The organism is Sorangium sp. KYC3313 (assembly GCF_052075895.1).
Classification (GTDB): domain Bacteria; phylum Myxococcota_A; class Polyangia; order Polyangiales; family Polyangiaceae; genus Sorangium; species Sorangium cellulosum_B.
In genome coordinates this window covers 11,795,088-11,812,194 of sequence record NZ_CP197255.1, presented here as the reverse complement: position 1 = coordinate 11,812,194, position 17,107 = coordinate 11,795,088, and the positions used below count along the sequence as shown (strand labels likewise).

General features: G+C 71.8%; 11 protein-coding genes. 3 read left to right on the top strand and 8 right to left on the bottom strand.

From position 1 onward, the window contains the following. Positions 1–70: 70 nt before the first annotated feature. The 4 genes from ACSRUE_RS44980 to ACSRUE_RS44965 all read right to left on the bottom strand — a co-directional run bounded on the left by ACSRUE_RS44980 (position 71) and on the right by ACSRUE_RS44965 (position 4,648). Entirely contained in the window at positions 71–1,756 is a 1,686-nt protein-coding gene (locus ACSRUE_RS44980) for an FHA domain-containing serine/threonine-protein kinase (protein ID WP_272097771.1), read from the bottom strand. Between the two features lie 271 nt (positions 1,757–2,027). Next, on the bottom strand, positions 2,028–2,855 hold the full coding sequence (gene thiD / locus ACSRUE_RS44975; protein WP_437761646.1) for a bifunctional hydroxymethylpyrimidine kinase/phosphomethylpyrimidine kinase: 828 nt from the start codon (positions 2,853–2,855) through the stop codon (positions 2,028–2,030). A gap of 259 nt (positions 2,856–3,114) precedes the next feature. Further along, complete coding sequence (locus ACSRUE_RS44970) at positions 3,115–4,341, bottom strand: hypothetical protein (RefSeq protein ID WP_441288938.1); 1,227 nt, start codon at positions 4,339–4,341, stop codon at positions 3,115–3,117. 82 nt (positions 4,342–4,423) lie between these two features. Then, positions 4,424–4,648, bottom strand: coding sequence for a hypothetical protein (locus ACSRUE_RS44965; protein ID WP_441288937.1), 225 nt, complete (start codon positions 4,646–4,648; stop codon positions 4,424–4,426). 202 nt (positions 4,649–4,850) lie between these two features. Between ACSRUE_RS44965 and ACSRUE_RS44960 the strand changes: the two genes are divergently transcribed. Together ACSRUE_RS44960 and ACSRUE_RS44955 are read left to right on the top strand one after the other, a co-directional pair. Then, a complete protein-coding gene (locus tag ACSRUE_RS44960; RefSeq protein WP_441288936.1) occupies positions 4,851–5,636 on the top strand; it encodes an ABC transporter ATP-binding protein in 786 nt (261 codons plus the stop codon). 6 nt (positions 5,637–5,642) lie between these two features. Further along, entirely contained in the window at positions 5,643–7,838 is a 2,196-nt protein-coding gene (locus ACSRUE_RS44955) for an ABC transporter permease subunit/CPBP intramembrane protease (RefSeq protein WP_441288935.1), read from the top strand. Between the two features lie 82 nt (positions 7,839–7,920). Here the strand turns inward: ACSRUE_RS44955 and ACSRUE_RS44950 are convergent, their stop codons facing one another. From ACSRUE_RS44950 to uvrB, 4 genes are all read right to left on the bottom strand, one after another. Further along, positions 7,921–9,858, bottom strand: a complete 1,938-nt coding sequence (locus ACSRUE_RS44950; RefSeq protein WP_441288934.1) for a glycoside hydrolase 5 family protein — start codon at positions 9,856–9,858, stop codon at positions 7,921–7,923. A gap of 188 nt (positions 9,859–10,046) precedes the next feature. Further along, positions 10,047–11,066: a LacI family DNA-binding transcriptional regulator gene (locus tag ACSRUE_RS44945; RefSeq protein ID WP_441288933.1), complete on the bottom strand. Its 1,020-nt coding sequence runs from the start codon at positions 11,064–11,066 to the stop codon at positions 10,047–10,049. A gap of 274 nt (positions 11,067–11,340) precedes the next feature. Then, positions 11,341–12,525 carry a phosphoserine phosphatase SerB gene (serB, locus tag ACSRUE_RS44940; RefSeq protein WP_441288932.1) on the bottom strand — a complete coding sequence of 395 codons (1,185 nt, stop codon included), beginning with the start codon at positions 12,523–12,525 and terminating at the stop codon, positions 11,341–11,343. Positions 12,526–12,949: 424 nt separating this feature from the next. Next, positions 12,950–15,109 carry an excinuclease ABC subunit UvrB gene (gene uvrB, locus ACSRUE_RS44935; protein WP_441288931.1) on the bottom strand — a complete coding sequence of 720 codons (2,160 nt, stop codon included), beginning with the start codon at positions 15,107–15,109 and terminating at the stop codon, positions 12,950–12,952. A 673-nt stretch (positions 15,110–15,782) separates the two neighbouring features. On the opposite strand from uvrB, the gene rsgA reads away from it, so the two are divergent. Further along, a complete protein-coding gene (rsgA, locus tag ACSRUE_RS44930) occupies positions 15,783–16,775 on the top strand; it encodes a ribosome small subunit-dependent GTPase A (protein WP_441288930.1) in 993 nt (330 codons plus the stop codon). The last annotated feature ends 332 nt before the right edge of the window (positions 16,776–17,107 follow it).

Below are 17,107 nucleotides of genomic sequence, written 5' to 3'. Positions count from 1 at the left end.
TGACGGAACACGCGCTCGATCCACCACCCGGCGGTTGAGCGGCGGTCGAGCGACGACCCGGCGGTCTGCCTCAGTCGATCAGCGTGCGCGCGGGGCGGCCAGGCTCGCACTTCACGAGCGTGGCGGTCAGCTCGAGCGTCTCGGGGAGCGTGCCCTGCACCTGCGCGACGACCTGCTCCACCACGTGCTGGGCCTCGTCCAGGTTGGGACCCACGATGGAGACGACGAACGTGAGCGGGCCGGTGCGCCCGGCCGCGGCCGGCGTCAGGCTGAGCAGCAGCGTCTGGGTCAAGTCGACGACCTGAAGCGCGGCCTTGCGCAGCGCGAGCATCTCGAGGATCGTCGGTCGCAAGCTCACGAGGCCGTTCTGGCCGCGGAGCTCGAAGCGCGCGATCTGCATCGGCACCTCGGCCCACTCGGCGAAGAAGCCGTCCTCGTCGATCGCCTTCATCAGGTGCTCGCGCACGAGCAGCCCCGTGAGGCCGTCGCGCCGGGCGAGGTAACGCTTCGCCTTGTCGTGGTGCGGCGAGTCGGGCCCGAACGTGACCACCATGAGGCGGCACTCGCCGAGCTGCACCTCGGCCCCATGGAGCAGCGAGACCTGCGCTTTGCGCTCGAAGGGGAAGTCCGCGTACGTGCCGTTCGTGCTGTTGAGATCCTCGACCAGCCAGGAGCCCGTCTGCCAGCGGAGGAGCGCGTGTGACCCGGAGACGGTCGCCTCGGCGAGGACGAGGTCCTGATCGCTGCGGCGGCCGATGGAGAGCACCGGCTTCTGCAGCGGGAACAGGGTGGCGACGCTGTCGGGCGCGTTCGTGGCGTACGTGATGAGCAGCGACTGCGCGCCCGGCGTGAACTGCGTCTTGATGGCCCGCCCAGGCGCGGGGCCGGGATCGATGCGCTCGCGCGGCAGCTGGATCGGCGCGGTCGCGGTCTGCGTCGGGTTGAAGAACCGCATGTGCCGCGCCTGCGGGCGCATCTGCGGATCCGGGTTCAGCGCGCGGAAGATCTGCCTGATCTCGTCGTTCGTCAGCGCGGCGGGCACGTCGAACGTGATCTGCTGCTTCATCGTCTTGAGCCGCGGCTTGTAGCCGGGCTCGGGGACGCGGCAGGTCCACATCTCCCAGAGCGTCAGCGCCGCCGCGTAGACGTCGTCCTCCGGGCTCGCGCCGCCGCTGCGCAGCCGCTCCGGCGACATGTAGTGAGGCGTGCCGCCGTCCGGAGGCGCCCCCGGCTTGCGCACGGCGGCGCGGGCGCGCTCCTTCGCGAAGCCGAAGTCGAGGATGACCGCCCGATCGTCGGCGACCATCACGTTGCCGGGCTTCAGATCGCCGTGCACGAGCCCCTGCTGGTGGATCGCGGCGAGCCCCGCGCAGACGTCGGTCGAGATCTTTCGGAACTCGTCGGCGCTGAACCCGCCCGACGTCTTGCGCTTGCGGATGTGGTTGTGGAGCGTCTGCCCGGGGATGTACTCCATCACGAGGATGGGCCCCCACGGGCTCGGGGCGAGGTCGTGCACGCGGCAGACGTTCGGGTGGCGGGCCTTCTGCGCGAGGATCACCTCCTGCCGCAGGGCCTCGTCGTCGCCGGGCATGGCGGAGGCCTCGGGCACCACCTTGAGCGCCACCTGTTGCTGGGTCAGGCGGTCGAAGGCCAAGAACACCTCGCCCATGCCGCCTTTGCCGATGCTCTTCAGGACCTCGTAGCGGTCGTTGATGACCGTTCCGACGTCGATGGGAGGGAGGGGATCTTTGGTCACGGCCACGGGCGCACGAAGGGTGAGGAAGAGCTCCGCGACGGCGCCGAAGGAGACGCGCCGGGACGCCGATACGGACTGCGCGCAGGGTCGTCCATTCGAGCGCCGGGCGCAACGAGTCGTTGCACAAGCGCTGCACGCGGCCCGTTCGGCGGCGCACCGGGCCGCCCCGCCGCGCCTTCGCAGAGCCGCCGGGCCGCCGCGCGGGGCCCGCGGCGCGGGGCCGCCGTGGTCGTCGCGGCCGTCCACAGACGCGCGCGGCGCGCCGCGCTGTTCAGGGGAACGGCCGCGCCGTGTGGGCGTGGTTCAGCGGCCCGTGGCCCTGGCCGAGCCCCGGCGCGGAGCGCATCGCCTCGCGGAGGTAGCGCCGCGCGCGCCCGATCGCCGGGACGAGGGCGAGGCCCTGGGCGAGACCAGCGGCGATGGCCGAGGCGAGCGTGCAGCCCGTGCCGTGGGTCGCGCGCGTCTCGATGCGCGCGTCCTCGAACAGCTGCTCGCCCTCCGGAAGCCCGGAGGCGCCGGGCCCCGGCGCGACCCGGAGGACGTCGACGACCGTCGCGCCCGGGAGGTGGCCCCCCTTCAGCAGCACGGCGCGCGGACCCATGGCGAGCAGCTGCGCGGCGGCGCTGCGCATCGCGTCCACGCTGTCGATGACCACGCCGGTCAGCGCCTCGGCCTCGGGGATGTTCGGCGTGAGCAGCGCCGCGAGCGGCAGGAGCCGGGCGCGCAGGGCGCCCTCGGCGTCGGACTTCAGCAGCCGGGCGCCGCCCTTGGCGACCATCACCGGGTCCACCACGAGCGGCGCGCCGCGGCCGAGGCGCTCGTAGACGCGCGCGACCTCGTCGATGACCTCGGCCGAGTGGAGCATCCCGGTCTTGATGGCGTCCGCGCCGATGTCGTCGAGCACGACCTCCATCTGGCGGCCGATGAAGCCGGGTGGCACCGGGAACACGGCGTCGACGCCGCGGGTGTTCTGGGCGGTGAGCGCGGTGATCGCCGTCGCGCCGAACGCGTCGAGCGCGGTGACCGCCTTGAGATCGGCCTGGATTCCGGCGCCGCCGCCCGAGTCGGAGCCGGCGACGATGAGGACGCGCCCTTTCATGGCGCGCTCCGGCGGCGGGCGGTTGCGGAGGCCGGTCGGCCTCCGCGCGGCAGGTGCGCTGGGAGAGCGGGGAGCGAGCTGCGAGAGGCGCGCATGGCGAGCGCGCAGGGTGTCCCGAAATGCCGCGAGTGGCGAGCGGTTCTTGCCGGCGGCGCGCGAGGGCCGAGGGCCGCCGGCCAGGGAGGTCGAGCCGCGGCAAATCGAGCGCGCTGCTCGCTGCCGCGAGCGCAGGCGCCCGCGCCGCGATGCCGGCCGCGCGTCAGAGGCCAGCGCGCACGATCTCACCCGACATCGCGCTCCCGGGCAAGCCGCGGTTGGACCAGTAGACGAAGCCGTTCCGGAGGCGGACGCTCGTCGGCCGCGCCTGGTTCGAGGCGATGACCCGAGGGCCGCCGCCGCAGCCGGCCAGCGGACACATCTTGACGACGCCGTCTGCGCTCATGCCCGTGCCGAGAGCGGTCCAGTACACGCCTGTGGGGCCGACAGCCATGCTGGTCAATGACGGCTCGCCCTCGACGAAGGTCGTCGGGCTGCCGCCGCACCCGGTCTTCTTGCACGCGAAAATGGTGCTCTTGGCCGCGTTCATCACGTAATGAATCCCGTCGTGGATTGCCATGACGACGCCGTGCTCGGCGTGGAGCTGGATCGCGCCGTCGGCATTGCCGGGATCGCAGAAATAGACGCCTCCGGGATCGGTGGGGTGGGCCCAGTAGACGGTCGTCCCATCCATGACGAACGAGCGGATCCCGTCGGCGTTCACGCAGCGGATCCGCTCGCATTGGCCGTCATCGCACTCCAGGACATCGAACTTGTCCGAGATGCGCGCCACGCCGTCATCGCTCACGTGGATCTGATTCAGGTTGCTCGCGGTGGACTCCCACACTTCCACCGGCGACTTGAAGACGCAGCCGGCCGCCGGGCACCGGTAGTAGCGGCGCGACCCTCCATTGCTGGGGGAGCTCAGCCAGTGAACAAAGTTCGGATCCACCCCGATGAGGTACGGCGTGGCGATGACGGTGGTCGTCGGAGGCCCGAGCCCCTCGGCGAGGACCACCGGAGCCGGGCAGCCTGCCAGGGGGCAACGCAGCAGCGTGGAGGTGGAGAGGATGAAGACGCTCTGGTCGTCGACCGCGATCGCGTACGGGTCGTCAAGGCCCGTGGCGACGACCTCCGGGGGCAATGGTTGCGCGTCCCCTCCGCCAGCTGCGCCCGTTCCTCCTCCCCCGCCTTCGCCGGCGCTCACGCTGCCGCCGGCCCCGCTGCCGACCGGCGACGCGCCGCCGCTGCCGGTCGGCGAGGCACCGCCGCTGCCAGTCGGCGACGTGCCGCCGCTGCCGGTCGGCGACGTGCCGCCGGCGCCGGTCCCGCCGCCGCCGCTGTTGCCGAACGAGCGCTCCGTCGGTGCGCAGGCGACTGCCAGAAAGCCGGCCGGGAGGGCCGCCGCGCCGAGCATCACGAGCGATATCGTGAAGAGCCGTTGCCGCATCGGCGACGAGTATGCCACAGGGCGCGCCGAGCGAGGCGACCACGGCAGGAGGAGGTGCCAGATCGCGCTGGAGGCCTCGGCGTCAGTAATGCTTGTCGAGCACCGCGGGATCCTTCGTCGTCGCGAAGACCGTGTCGCAGCGCCGGCACCTGTACTTCACCTTCGTCGGTCGGGCCGAGATCCCGAACGCGAGCTGGACGTACCCGAAGACGCGGTACTCTGCCTCGGCGCTCACCATGTAATGATCGCGACCGTGTCCGCAGGGGCACTGGACCGGCTCGGGCGTCGTACGGTCGCGGTAGGGCATCGATGACGTGCTCGTTGGCATAGATCTCAACATACTCTAGGGGACCCGCGGCGGACGTCGAGGGGGCGGCGCCGCCACGCCGCCTGGACGGAGGCGATCGGGCGGCGCGAGCAGAGGGGCGGCGCGCCGCGGCATGCGCTGCGTGCGGTCCGTCCGACGGGCGCTTTGCGCCGCGCCGCGGGCCGAACTAGGAGACGCTTCCATGCGCCCCGCCCTGTACGCCGAGCGTCTGGTGAAGCGGTACGGCGGCGTCACGGCCGTGGACGGGGTCGATCTCGCCGTGTACGCCGGGGAGGTCGTCGGGCTGCTCGGGCCGAACGGCGCGGGCAAGACGACGACCTTGCGGATGCTCGCCGGCATCCTGTCGCCGGACCAGGGGCAGATCCTGGTCGGCGGCGTCGACCTGGCCGCGAGGCCGCTCGAGGCGAAGCAGCGCCTCGGCTTCCTCTCCGGGGACACGCAGCTCTACCAGCGGCTCACGCCCCGCGAGGTGCTCCGCTACTTCGGTCGGCTGTACGGCATGGAAGAGGCGGCGCTCTCGCGCCGGATCGACGCGCTCGTGGCCGACCTGGAGATGCACGCGTTCGCCTCGCGGCCGTGCGGCACGCTCTCCACGGGGCAGAAGCAGCGCGCCAACATCGCGCGCGCGTTCCTCCACGAGCCGGAGGTGCTCATCCTCGACGAGCCGACGACCGCGCTCGACATCCTCAGCGGCCGCTTCATCGTCGCGTCGATCCGGCGGGAGCGCGCCGCGGGCAGGGCGATCCTCTTCTCGACGCACATCATGAGCGAGGCCGAGTACCTCTGCGACCGCATCGCCCTCATGCACGAGGGGCGCGTCATCGACGCCGGCGCCCTGCCCGAGCTCCTCGAGCGGTCCGGCACCACGAACCTGACCGACGCCTTCCTCCACCACGTGGAGCGGAGCCGCTCGAGCGCGGCGCGCGACACGCCCGAGCGCGCCGGCGCGCCCGCGCAAGGAGGCTGAGGCGCCGTGAGGCTCGCCATCGTCTGGACGATCCTCCGCAAGGAGCTCGTCGAGTCGCTCCGGGATCGGCGCACGCTCGTGCGCCTCGTCGTGGTCCCGCTCCTCCTCTATCCGCTCTTCGCGCTCGCGATGAGCAAGCTCGTCGGCTTCGAGGCGGCCGCGCGCGAGGCGCGCCCGTCCAGGATCGCGGTCTGGGGGGAGCTCGCCGAGGGCCTGCAGGCGAGGCTCTCCGCGGCGGGCAAGATCGAGCTCGCGCCGTGGGCCGGCGCGCCCCCCGACGTGCGCGAGGGGCTCCTCTCCGGGGCGCTCGCGCCGCCGGCGGGGCCAGAGCCCGCGCCGAGCGACGGCGAGGCGGCGCCCCCCGAGGCCGAGGCCGAGCCGGCGAGGTGGATCGAGCCGGAGAACCCGGTGCTCGCCGCGGCGCGCGCCGCGGTGAGCGAGCGCAAGGTCGACGCGGTGCTCGTCCCGTGGCCGTCGATGGGGGCCGAGCTCGGGCGTGGCGGGAAGGGCGCCGTCGCGATCTACTTCGACTCGGTCCGCGCCGACTCGGCCACGGCGGAGGCGCGCCTCGAGGGCGCGCTGCAGCGCGCCCGCACGGCCATCGTCGCGGATCGAGAGGCGGAGCGCGGCCTGCCCGAGGGGTTCTCGCGCGCGTTCGACGTCGTGCCGCGCGACGTCGCGGCGGACAGCCGCAAGGTCGGCCAGATCCTCGGCGCGATGATGCCGATGCTGCTGATCCTGATGTCGCTCCTCGGCAGTTTCCTCCCGGCGATCGATCTGACGGCGGGCGAGAAGGAGCGCGGCACGATGCAGACGCTGCTGTGCGCGCCCGTGCGGCCCATCGAGATCATCTCGGGCAAGTTCCTGGCCGTGTGGGTCATCTCGCTGCTCACGGCGCTCGGCAACGTGGTGAGCATGTCGCTCACGGTGAGCCGGCTGCTGCCCGACGCGATGGTCGTCGGCCCCGGCACCTTCGCGCTGACGTTCGTGCTCCTCGTGCCGGTCACGCTCCTGTTCTCGGCGCTGTTCCTCGCGCTCGCCGTGTTCGCGAAGGACTTCAAGGACGGTCAGAACGCGCTCATGCCGGCGTACCTGCCGCTCTCGCTGCTCGCCGGCATCACGGCCCTGCCGGTGGTCGAGCTCAACCCGTGGACGGCCTACGCCCCGGTCCTCAACATCGCGGTGCTGATCAAGGCGCTGTTCGTCGGAGAGGCGCCGGCCGATCTCCTCTTCACGGCGCTCGTCTCCTCGGCGCTCTATGCCTGCCTCGCGCTCCTGTTCGCCGCGCGCGTCTTCGAGCGCGAGAGCGTGCTCCTCGGGGGGCACGAGTCGGCGCGCGCCGTGCTCGGCCTGGGGCGCCGGGCCGGCGGGGCGCCCTCGGCGGGCTTCTCGCTGGCGGCGTTCGCGGGCGTCCAGGTGCTCTTCTTCTATGGCAGCCTGCTCATCGCCCGCACCAGCGTGGCGGTCCAGCTCGCGGTCTCGCAGGTCGGCTTCTTCCTGGTCCCGACCCTCGCGCTGGTCGCCGGCTTCGGCTACTCGCCGCGGGCGACGCTCGGCCTCAGGCCGGCCTCGGTCCGGGGCCTCGCCGGGGCGCTGCTCCTCGGGGTCGCGGCGTGGGCCGCGATCGGCGGCACTGTCCTCCGGTGGTTCCCCGCGCCGGAGCCCTTCGCCCGTGAGCTGGGCGAGCTCGTGCTGCTCGGCGGGCAGCCGTACCCGGTCGTCCTGCTGCTCGTCGCCGTCACGCCGGCCGTCTGCGAGGAGCTCCTGTTCCGCGGCCTCGTCTATGCAGGCCTGCGCCGCGCCGGGCCCGCGGTGGCGATCGGCGTATCGGCGCTCCTCTTCGGGCTCGCGCACGGGTCGGTGTACCGGCTCTTGCCGACCTTCTCGCTCGGGCTGGCGCTCGGCTACGCGCGCCACCGCACCGGCTCCGTGCTGCCCGGAGCGCTGCTTCACGCCCTGAACAACGGGCTCGCGGTGTCGCTCCTCTATTTCAAGCCGTCATGGGCGCAAGGCCTCCTCGAAGGAGAGATCCTGCCCTGGAGCGTGACGTTCGCGGGGATGGTCGTCTCGCTGGCCGGGCTGCTCCTGCTCCGGTTCTCGGCGCCGAGCGCGCCGGAAGCGGAGCCGGACGAGAAGGCGACGATGGCAGCGCGCGATCGCCACGACGCCGACGCTTCCGGAGGCGGTGGGGGACAGGACTGAAGCTGGCGAATACGGTGGTGGTGGGTGCGAGTGCGCGAGGAGGGGAATCGCGCACCAACACCCTGGGGAGCTACGCCTGCGCTCACCGCGGCCCCGGCCGCAGCTCGAGGATCCGCGCGTCGTACGGCGCGAGCTCCACGGCGTGGACCGGGGACTTGCCGCCCAGCTCGGTCAGGTGCCCCGAGGCCGCGGCGGGCTTCACCGAGAGCGGCTGATCCGCCTGGCTGACAAGGAACACGAAGCGGCGGCCGTCGCGGTGGCGCAGCGTGTCGGCCGCGACGCGCGGGTCGTCCACCGTCACCGGTCGCTTCACGCCGGCGAGCTCGGCGAGCGCGTCGTAGATCGTGTAGGTCGGCTCCGGGTTGATCCGCGGGGTCGCCGCGGCGAAGTGCTCGATCGGATACGTGCAGAGCACGACGCTGCCGCTCCCGATCTTGCGCCGCAGCAGCGCCGGCCGGCCGCGCTGGTCGACCGCGACGACCTCCGCGCCCCTCGGGCGCACGGGCAGGTAAGCGCGGCTGTGCTCGGTGCCGGAGACCGGGAACGTGAGCGTCGTGCCCGCCGCGATCGTGCCGAACTGGCATTCGAAGGTGAGCTTCGCGCGATCGTCCTCGATCGGATCGATCATCCCGTAGCGCAGCTGGTGCTCGACGCCGAACATCGCGTTGAGGTGCGCGTACCACGGCCCGCGCTGCGACCCGTGCGTGCCGTGGCAGTACGACGCGTAGACGACCGCGCCGGCGGACGAAAGCCGCTCCAGGAGGTGCCATGTGGGCGCGGTCAGCTGCTTGGCCGACGGCAGCAGGTAAAGCCGGCAGTCCTCGGCGATCCCGTCCCGCTCCCGCGTCAGCCCGACCGGCAGGTCCGCCTCCTTCGCCGCGATGTAGGCCTGCCGCAGCATCGTGAACAGGTAGCTGCGGTCCTCGGCCTCCGTGAACGGGAACGCGCCTTCCAGGTACGATGGGACGATGATCGCCGCCTCGGCCGGCTCGCGCTCACAGCCGAGGACGTCGATGTCGGAGAGCACCTTGGCGAAGCGGGCCATCTCCTCGAGCTGCGGCTTGGGGCGGCCCTCGACGGTCGTCAGCCCGAAGTGGAGCTCGAAGGGGTGGTGCCTGTAGGGATCCTGGTGGATGAGATCGAAATCGGTGTTGTTCCAGCCGATCCACCCGGTGGCGCCGGCGAGCAGCGTGTTGTGGAGGACCTGCCGGTAGTAGTGCGCGGCGCTCTCGTCGGACGCGAAGGCCGACGACACGCCGAACTCCTCCAGCACGACGGGCTTGCCGAGGAAGCCCGTGAGCTCGCAGACGAACGCCGCGCCGTAGTGCTGGCGCGTCAGGTCGTTCTCCATCCGGTACACGTGCGGGCCGAGGAAGTCGACGAGCGCGCCGAGATCGCGGACGGAGAACCCATTGTCGTTCCCCGTGACCTCGATGCCCCACGCGCCGTCGCCGATCGAGATCGGCTGGCTCGCCCCGCCGGCCCGCAGCGCCTGCACGACCAGGCTCGCCCAGCTCGTGACGTTCTCGCGGATCGAGCGCTCGCGCTCGCCGTAGATCGGCATCTCGTTGGAGACGAGCCAGCCCGTCACGGCCTGGTGCCCCGCGAAGCGCCGCGCCATCTGCTCGGCGAACCAGGCCTGCCGGGCCACCATCCACACGTCGCCGTAGAGGTCCCGCCCGCGCCGCCAGGCCGGGTCCCAGTTCTCGCCGGACATGTGGCCGACGAGGAGGGTCGGGATCGTCGTGAGGCCCGCCTCGACGTGCGCCTCGAGGAAATCGGCATAACGCGCGACGCAGTCCTCGTCGATCCGGTCCGGCTCCGGCATGAAGTGCGGCCAGTAGAAGAACGACCGGGTCATGGTCAGGCCGTGATCGGCGAGCACCCGGAGCTCCTCGCGGACGACGAACGGATCATAGCTCTGCCACATGAGCGGGCCGCCGCGCCGCGACCAGAAATTGGCCCCCAGCCAGGCGACCGCCTGTTGACGAACTGCGACTTTGGCGAAATTGCGGTGCATAGTCCTCACGTCCTGGTCATGCAGAGCGGCGCTCTCGAACACCGTCCGTCCCCCTGCTCGCGGCGCGGACCGCGCGATCGAGGCGCGAGCGGCGGGCAGGAAACTTAATCGGTTCAGTTTATATCACTTAATCGGTTCAGTCTACGCGTCCGAGCGGGGGGCCGCGCCCTCGCTCGGGCCGGGCCGGCTCATGCGCGGGGGGGCGGGGCGGTGCTGCCCCGCGTCGCGAGCGTCGGCGCGCTGCACTCGTCGTCGGTGACCGGCTCTCCGGCGACGAGGCGGAGGAGCAGCGCGGCGGCGCGGGAGCCGTGCTCGGCGATGTTGCGGCGCACCGCGGTCAGGGCGGGGTGGACGAGCTGGCACAGCGCCGAGTCGTCCCAGGCCACGATCGAGAGGCGCTCCGGCACGGGGACGCGCATCTCGTGGGCGACCGCGAGCGCTGCCACGGCCATCACGTCGTTGTCGAACACGATGGCCGTCGGCGGCGAGGCCTCGGCCAGCAGCCGCCGTGTCGCCTGGCCGCCTGCCTCGCCCGTGTAGTCGGCGTGGACCGTCTGCGCCCGATCCAGGCGCCGCTGGCGCGCGGCCGCGGTGAACGCCTTGGTCCGGACCGCGGTGTGCACGAACTCGGCCGGGCCGGCGACCCGCGCGATCGACCGGTGGCCCAGCGCGGCCAGGTAGTCGACGACGGCCCGCATGGCGCTCGCGTCGTCGCTCCACACCGCGGGCAGCTGCCCCTTGCCCGCCGGCCCGCCGATCACCACCGCCGGGAGCTTCAGCTCCTCGATCAGCTTCACGCGCGGATCGTCGTCGCAGAGGTCGACGAGGATCACCCCGTCGACCCGCCGCTCGGCCCACCAGCGGCGGTAGGTCTCCACCTCGGCCACGCGATCCTCCGTGACCTTGAGCAGCAGCGCCTCGGCCTTCTCGGACAGCTCCGCCTCGATGCCGGAGATGAGCTGCATGAAGAACGGCTCGATGCCGAGCATGTGCGCGGGCCGATCGATGACCAGGCCGACGGCGCCGGCGCGGCCGTCGGAGAGCGCCCGCGCCGCGTTGCTCGGCTGCCAGCCCAGCTCCGCCGCGATGGCCAGGATCCGCTCGCGCGTCGGCTCCGACACGCCGGGCCTGCCGTTCAGCGCATACGACACCGCTCCTTTGGATACCCCCGCCCGCCACGCGATGTCCGTGATCGTCGGACGCTTCACGCATCACCTCCGCTCCAGGCGACGGAGCGCGCCTGCCGTGTGAACCCGCTCCGCCGCATGGCCCCGGTGGATAGCACGGCGGCCCGCTGGCGAGCCGAACGCCGCGCAGGGCCGAGCGCCGAGCCCGGCGCAGCCCCTCCCACACCGTCGCCTGGCCAGGCGAGCGAGGCGCCGCGCCGGACGGCCGCGGGGGTCTGGTCAGCGCGCCGCTGTCAAGCGCGGCGCTGCGTCCCGTGGGACTCCGCTGCTGGGCGGACGGGCCGTGTCGCGCGGCTCACGCCACCTCGAGGAGCTCGCGTTCGGTGATGCCGAGCAGGAAGAGGATGGCGTCGAGGCCGCTTGCGGAGAGGGACGTGTCGGCGGCCTCTCGCAGCTTGGGCTTTGCGCGGAACGCGACGCCGAGGCCGGCCCTTTGCAGCATCAGGAGGTCGTTGGCGCCGTCGCCCACGGCGATGGTTTGATCGAGCAACACGCCTTCTGCCTGGGCGATGGTCTCGAGCAGCTCGGCCTTGCGTTGCGCGTTGACGATCGGCCCTGTGACCCGGCCGGTCAGCTGTCCGTTCACGACCTCGAGCGCGTTCGAGTAGGCGTAGTCGATCCCGAGCCGCGCTTTCAGCGCCTCCGCTGCGATCGAGAAGCCGCCGGAGATCACCGCCGTCCGGTAGCCGAGCCGCTTCAGCACCCGGATGAGCGTCTCTGCGCCCTCGGTGATGGGGAGCTCTGCGGCGAGCTTCCGCAGCACGCCGACGTCGAGGCCGCGGAGCAGCGAGAGCCGCTGGCGGAGCGACTCGTCATAATCCATCTCCCCTTGCATCGCGCGCTCGGTGATCTTCGCCACCTGCTCCGCGACGCCCTTGGCGCGCGCCAGCTCGTCGATCACCTCGATCCGGATGAGCGTCGAGTCCATGTCCATCACGACGAGCCGCTTGCTCCGGCGGAAGAGGCCCTCGCGTTGCAGCGCGAGATCGAAGCTGTTCTGCGTCGCGAGCGCGAGGAGGGCCTGCTTGAGGGCGTCGGCCTCCTCTTCGCGCTGGAGCAGCACCTGGATCTCCACCGACGAGAGGCGTTCGACCGACAGCCGCGCGATCTTCTCGATGTTCGCGCCGTGGGCTGCGAGTGTGGAGGCCACGTCGTGCAGCGGCTTCGCGCCGAGCTCGCGGCCGATGGCTGTCACCACGTAGCGGCTCCCGGGCGCGCGCCGCGGCGCGCCGCCGTCGAGCGGCTTGAAGTCGAGCGTCACGCCGAGCTCTTTCGCGGCGAACAGCAGCTCCTTGAGTCCGCTGCGTGTCTCGGGGAAGAGCGCGAGGAGCGCGAGGTTCAGGTTTCCGTGGACCACCACCTGCTCGATATCGAGCAGCGTGGCGCCGATATCGCTGAGGATGCCCGTGAGCCGAGCGGTGATGCCAGGGTGGTCCTTGCCGGTGACGGTGACGAGTATCGGATCGGGCGAGACTGCCATGCCGGAGCCCCCTTAACAGCGCCGCGCGGCAGGGTCGACGCCGATAGCTCCCTGCACGAAGCAAAACGATGCTTCCCCGGAAGAGCGTTTGCCGCCCCACCTCTCCCCCCTTCGCGCTCCAAGCCCCAGCGACCTCCTTCTCCGCATGGCCCGCCGCGCCTGCGCGCCTGCAGCCTCCCGTCCCCCCCATCCCCCCATCCCCCCATCCCCCATCCCCCCACAAAGAGCCCGCGGGGGAGGAGGCTGCGCGTGCGGGGGGGTGGTGGGCGGGCCCCACGAACCCGAGGGCCGGCCCGCAGCGCAGCCACATCCGCGCGGTCTCCCCCACCCGTCCAGCCGGCACCAGCCACCCAAAAGGCCCGAGTTCGTGGGAGGGCCCACCACCCCCCCGCGCGCGCAGCCTCCTCCCCCGCGGGCTCCGTCGCTATCGGTAGCGCCCGCCCCCTCGCCCCGCCGCCGCCCGCCCGCCCCCCTTGCCGCCCGCCGCCGGCCGCCCGCCCCCCTTGCCGCCCGCGCCGCGCCGGCTCGCCGGCCGCCCGGCCCGCGCCGGCTTCTCCTCGGCCGCCTCGCGCGCCGTGCCGGCGTCCCCGTCCCCCTGCTGTGCCTTGAGCTGCCGGAGCTGATCGCGCAGCCGCGCCGCCTTCTCGAACTCGAGATTCTCCGCCGCCGCGAACATCTCCTGCCGGAGCGCGTCGATCTGGTCGACCAGATCCATCTCGGCGCGCGCCGCCTCGGCCGCGGGCTTCGCCGGGCCCTTCGGGACGGCGTAGTAGTCGCGCGTGCCCGAGGTGGGCGACAGGTCCAGGATCGCCTTCTTCACCGTGGCCGGCGTGATGCCGTGCTCCTTGTTGTACGCCTCCTGGATCGCGCGCCGCCGGTTCGTCTCGTCCATGGCGCGCTTCATCGCTTCGGTGATGCGATCGGCGTACATCACGACCTCGCCGTTCACGTTGCGGGCGGCGCGGCCGATCGTCTGGATGAGCGAGCGAGGGCTCCGGAGGAAGCCCTCCTTGTCGGCGTCGAGGATGGCGACCAGCGACACCTCGGGCAGATCGAGCCCCTCGCGCAGCAGGTTGATGCCGACCAGCACGTCGAACTCGCCGCGCCGGAGATCGCGCAGGATCTCCACGCGCTGGAGCGTGTCGACGTCCGAGTGGAGGTAGCGGACCCGGATGCCGAGCTCCGTGTAGTACTCGGTCAGATCCTCGGCCATCCGCTTGGTCAGCGTCGTGACGAGCACGCGATCGCCGCGGCCGACCCGCTCCCGGATGCGCGCGAGCAGGTCGTCGACCTGACCGGACACCGGGCGGATGTGGATCTGCGGATCGATGAGCCCGGTCGGCCGGATGATCTGCTCCACGACCGAGCCGGCCGACTTCTGCAGCTCGTAGTCGCCGGGCGTCGCGCTCACGAAGAGGACCTGCGCGTAGTGTTGCTCGAACTCCTCGAACTTGAGCGGCCGGTTGTCGAGCGCGCTGGGGAGCCGGAACCCGTACTCGACGAGCGTCTCCTTCCGCGCCCGGTCGCCCCGGAACATCGCCCCGACCTGCGGGACGGTCTGGTGCGACTCGTCGATGATGAGGAGGAAGTCCTTCGGGAAATAGTCGATCAGCGTCGGCGGGGGCTCGCCGGCCTTCCGGCCCGAGAGGTGGCGCGAGTAGTTCTCGATGCCGTTGCAGAACCCCATCTGCTCCAGCATCTCGAGATCGTACATCGTGCGCTGCTCGATACGCTGCTTCTCCAGGAAGCGCACGGCCCTGTCGTAGAAGTCGATGCGCTCGCGCAGCTCCTCGCGGATCGCGTGGATCGCGAGCCTGAGCTGCTGCTGCTCGGTGACGTAGTGGGAGCCGGGGAAGACCGCGTAGCGATCGAGCTGGCCCACCACCTTGCCGCGGACCGGGTCGACCTCCTTGATGGCCTCGATCTCGTCGCCGAAGAACTCGACCCGGATCGCGAGCGCCTCCTCGTAGGCCGGGAAGATCTCGACGACATCGCCGCGGACGCGGAACGTCCCGCGGTGGAAATCGACGTCGTTCCGCGTGTACTGGATGTCGACGAGCCGCCGCAGGAGCTCGTCGCGGCGGATCTCGGTGCCGCGCTCGAGCTTGATCAGGAGCCCGTGGTAGCTCTCGGCCGAGCCGATGCCATAGATGCAGCTCACGGAGGCGACGATGATCACGTCCGGCCGCGAGAGCAGCGCGTGCGTCGCCGCGTGGCGCATGCGGTCGATCGCGTCGTTGATGATCGCGTCCTTCTCGATGTACGTGTCGCTCGTCGGGACGTAGGCTTCGGGCTGGTAGTAGTCGTAGTAGCTGACGAAGTAGTGGACGGCGTTGTTGGGGAAGAGCTCCCGCATCTCGCCGTAGAGCTGGGCCGCCAGCGTCTTGTTCGGCGCCATGATGAGGGTCGGCTTTTGCAGCTTTTCGATCACCTTGGCGGCGGTGAACGTCTTGCCGCTGCCCGTGACGCCGAGGAGGACCTGGAAGGCCTCGCCCTGCTCGAAAGCGGAGCAGATCTCCTGGAGCGCGCGAGGCTGGTCACCGCACGGCTTGAATTCGGAGACGAGCTCGAAGTGTGTGGGCATGGAGCGGAGGACCCTAGTGCGGCGAGGCGCTCCTCGCAACCTCCGCGGCCGTCAACCCCCGGAGCGGGCTCCGCGCGCTCGTGGCATGAAGCGCGCTCGGCACGCGCGCGCTGTGCTCGCTGTCCATACGGCCGGGCCGAGCCGAGAGCGCTTGACGTCGGCGCGGGGCCATAGGATTCTGGGTGCTGTCGCGTCGTGGTGACGTGAGCCGAACGCGGAGGTCAGGTCATGAGTGCCAACACATCGCACACCCATTGCGCCGCCGCCGTCGTTTCCGCCGCGGCCGGCTGAGCTCGTCTCCACGTCTCCGCGACGTCGCCCGCGTGCCCTGAGGGGCGCGTGTGTGCCCTGAGCGCGTGCCCCTCGCAGGGATCTGCCCTGGCCGGGCGTGCCTTCCGGCGTGACGTCCTGATCGATCGACGAGCTCCGCTCCGCGGCGGCCCCGCGCGTGGAATGGCCGGCGCGTGCGCGCTTGTGCGCCGCCGCGCCCTGTCCGTCGATCGCCGCGCGCCGAGCTCGGGCGCGGCCGAACGCCATGGAGCGCTCGTCCGTCATGCAAACTCACCTCGATTCTCTCGTTGATCCGTCTTCGCAGCACGAAACGCAGCCTGATCTGGTCGGGCTTGGATGGACTCCCTTCTTCGCGAGCCAGCTCGCCTGTCTCAAGGATGCCGTGCAGCCTGCGCGCGTCGTCCTCGCCTCTGCGTCCAGGCACCACGTTCAGACCGCGGATGGCCCGCGCCTCGCGGTGGTCAGCGGTCGCCTCGCGCACGAGGCCGCGGATCGCGCGGCGCTCCCCACCGTCGGTGACTGGGTGGGGCTCAGGCCTGGCGACGGCGCCGGGCCTTCGTACATCGTGCACACGTTCGCGCGGAGCACGTGCCTGCGCCGCAAGGCCGCTGGGCCCACGGTGGAGGCCCAGGTGCTCGCGGCCAACATCGACAAGGTGTTCATCGTCACGTCGCTGAACGCCGACTTCAACCTGCGCCGCCTCGAGCGCTACATCGATGCCGTCCTCGACAGCGGTGCTCGTCCGGTCCTCGTGCTCAACAAGGCCGATGTCTGCCCGGATCCGGCGCGGTACATCGACGCGGCGCGGGACGTTGCCCCTGCCGCGCCGATCGCGCTCGTCAGCGCGCTCTCCGGCGCCGGCCTCGACGCGCTCCGCGCCGAGATCGGGGCAGGGGAGACCATCGCCCTCGTCGGCTCGTCCGGCGTGGGGAAGTCCGCGCTCAGCAATCGCCTGCTCGGCGCGGAGGTCCAGCTCGAGGGCGCGATCCGGGCGTCGGACGAGCGCGGCCGTCACACGACGGCTCACCGGGAGCTGTTCCTGATCCCTGGCGGTGGTCTCCTCATCGACACGCCGGGCATACGGGAGCTCGGCCTCTGGTCCGCGGGCGGCAGCGCCCCGGCCGGCTTCGACGACGTCGAGGCCCACGCCGCGGCCTGCCGCTTCCGGGACTGCGCGCACGACGGCGAGCCCGGTTGCGCCGTGCTCCGCGCCATCAAGAACGGCGACCTCGATCCCGAGCGTCTCGGCGGCTACCTCAAGCTGGCTGCCGAGCGACGCCACCTCGCCGGGCAGCAGGACGTGCGCGCGAGGATCGAGGAGAAGCGGCGCTGGAAGCAGATCTCGAAGCAGATGCGCGCCAATCCGAAGCGATAAGCAGAGCCGCCCTCCCGCCCCCGCGGCCAGACCCCAGCGTCCCGGCCAGGCCGCGTAGACACCCCCAGCAAATCCCCCGCCTCCTCCCCCCGCCCGCCCGCGCGCCCCCTCGAAACCGCTCTTCCCATCCCTTGGAGAGAGCCCTCGGGAGGGGGTGTCGCGCGCGGGGCTGGCGGGGGAAGGGCCCCACGAACCCGAGCGCCGGCCCGCATCGAAGCCACTCGCCCCTGGTTCTCCCTCTCCCGTTCAGCCGGCCATAGCCACCACAAGGCGCGAGTTCGTGGGAAGGGCCCCCCGCCGGCCCCGCGCGCGACACCCCCTCCCGAGGGCTC

What these genes read in the sequence shown, in the direction of transcription:
- serB (WP_441288932.1), bottom strand. Translation starts at nt 12,525, where the DNA reads ATGGCAGTCTCGCCCGATCCGATACTCGTCACCGTCACCGGCAAGGAC.
- ACSRUE_RS44950 (WP_441288934.1), bottom strand. Translation starts at nt 9,858, where the DNA reads ATGCACCGCAATTTCGCCAAAGTCGCAGTTCGTCAACAGGCGGTCGCC.
- thiD (WP_437761646.1), bottom strand. Translation starts at nt 2,855, where the DNA reads ATGAAAGGGCGCGTCCTCATCGTCGCCGGCTCCGACTCGGGCGGCGGC.
- ACSRUE_RS44960 (WP_441288936.1), top strand. Translation starts at nt 4,851, where the DNA reads ATGCGCCCCGCCCTGTACGCCGAGCGTCTGGTGAAGCGGTACGGCGGC.
- ACSRUE_RS44970 (WP_441288938.1), bottom strand. Translation starts at nt 4,341, where the DNA reads ATGCGGCAACGGCTCTTCACGATATCGCTCGTGATGCTCGGCGCGGCG.
- uvrB (WP_441288931.1), bottom strand. Translation starts at nt 15,109, where the DNA reads ATGCCCACACACTTCGAGCTCGTCTCCGAATTCAAGCCGTGCGGTGAC.
- ACSRUE_RS44965 (WP_441288937.1), bottom strand. Translation starts at nt 4,648, where the DNA reads ATGCCCTACCGCGACCGTACGACGCCCGAGCCGGTCCAGTGCCCCTGC.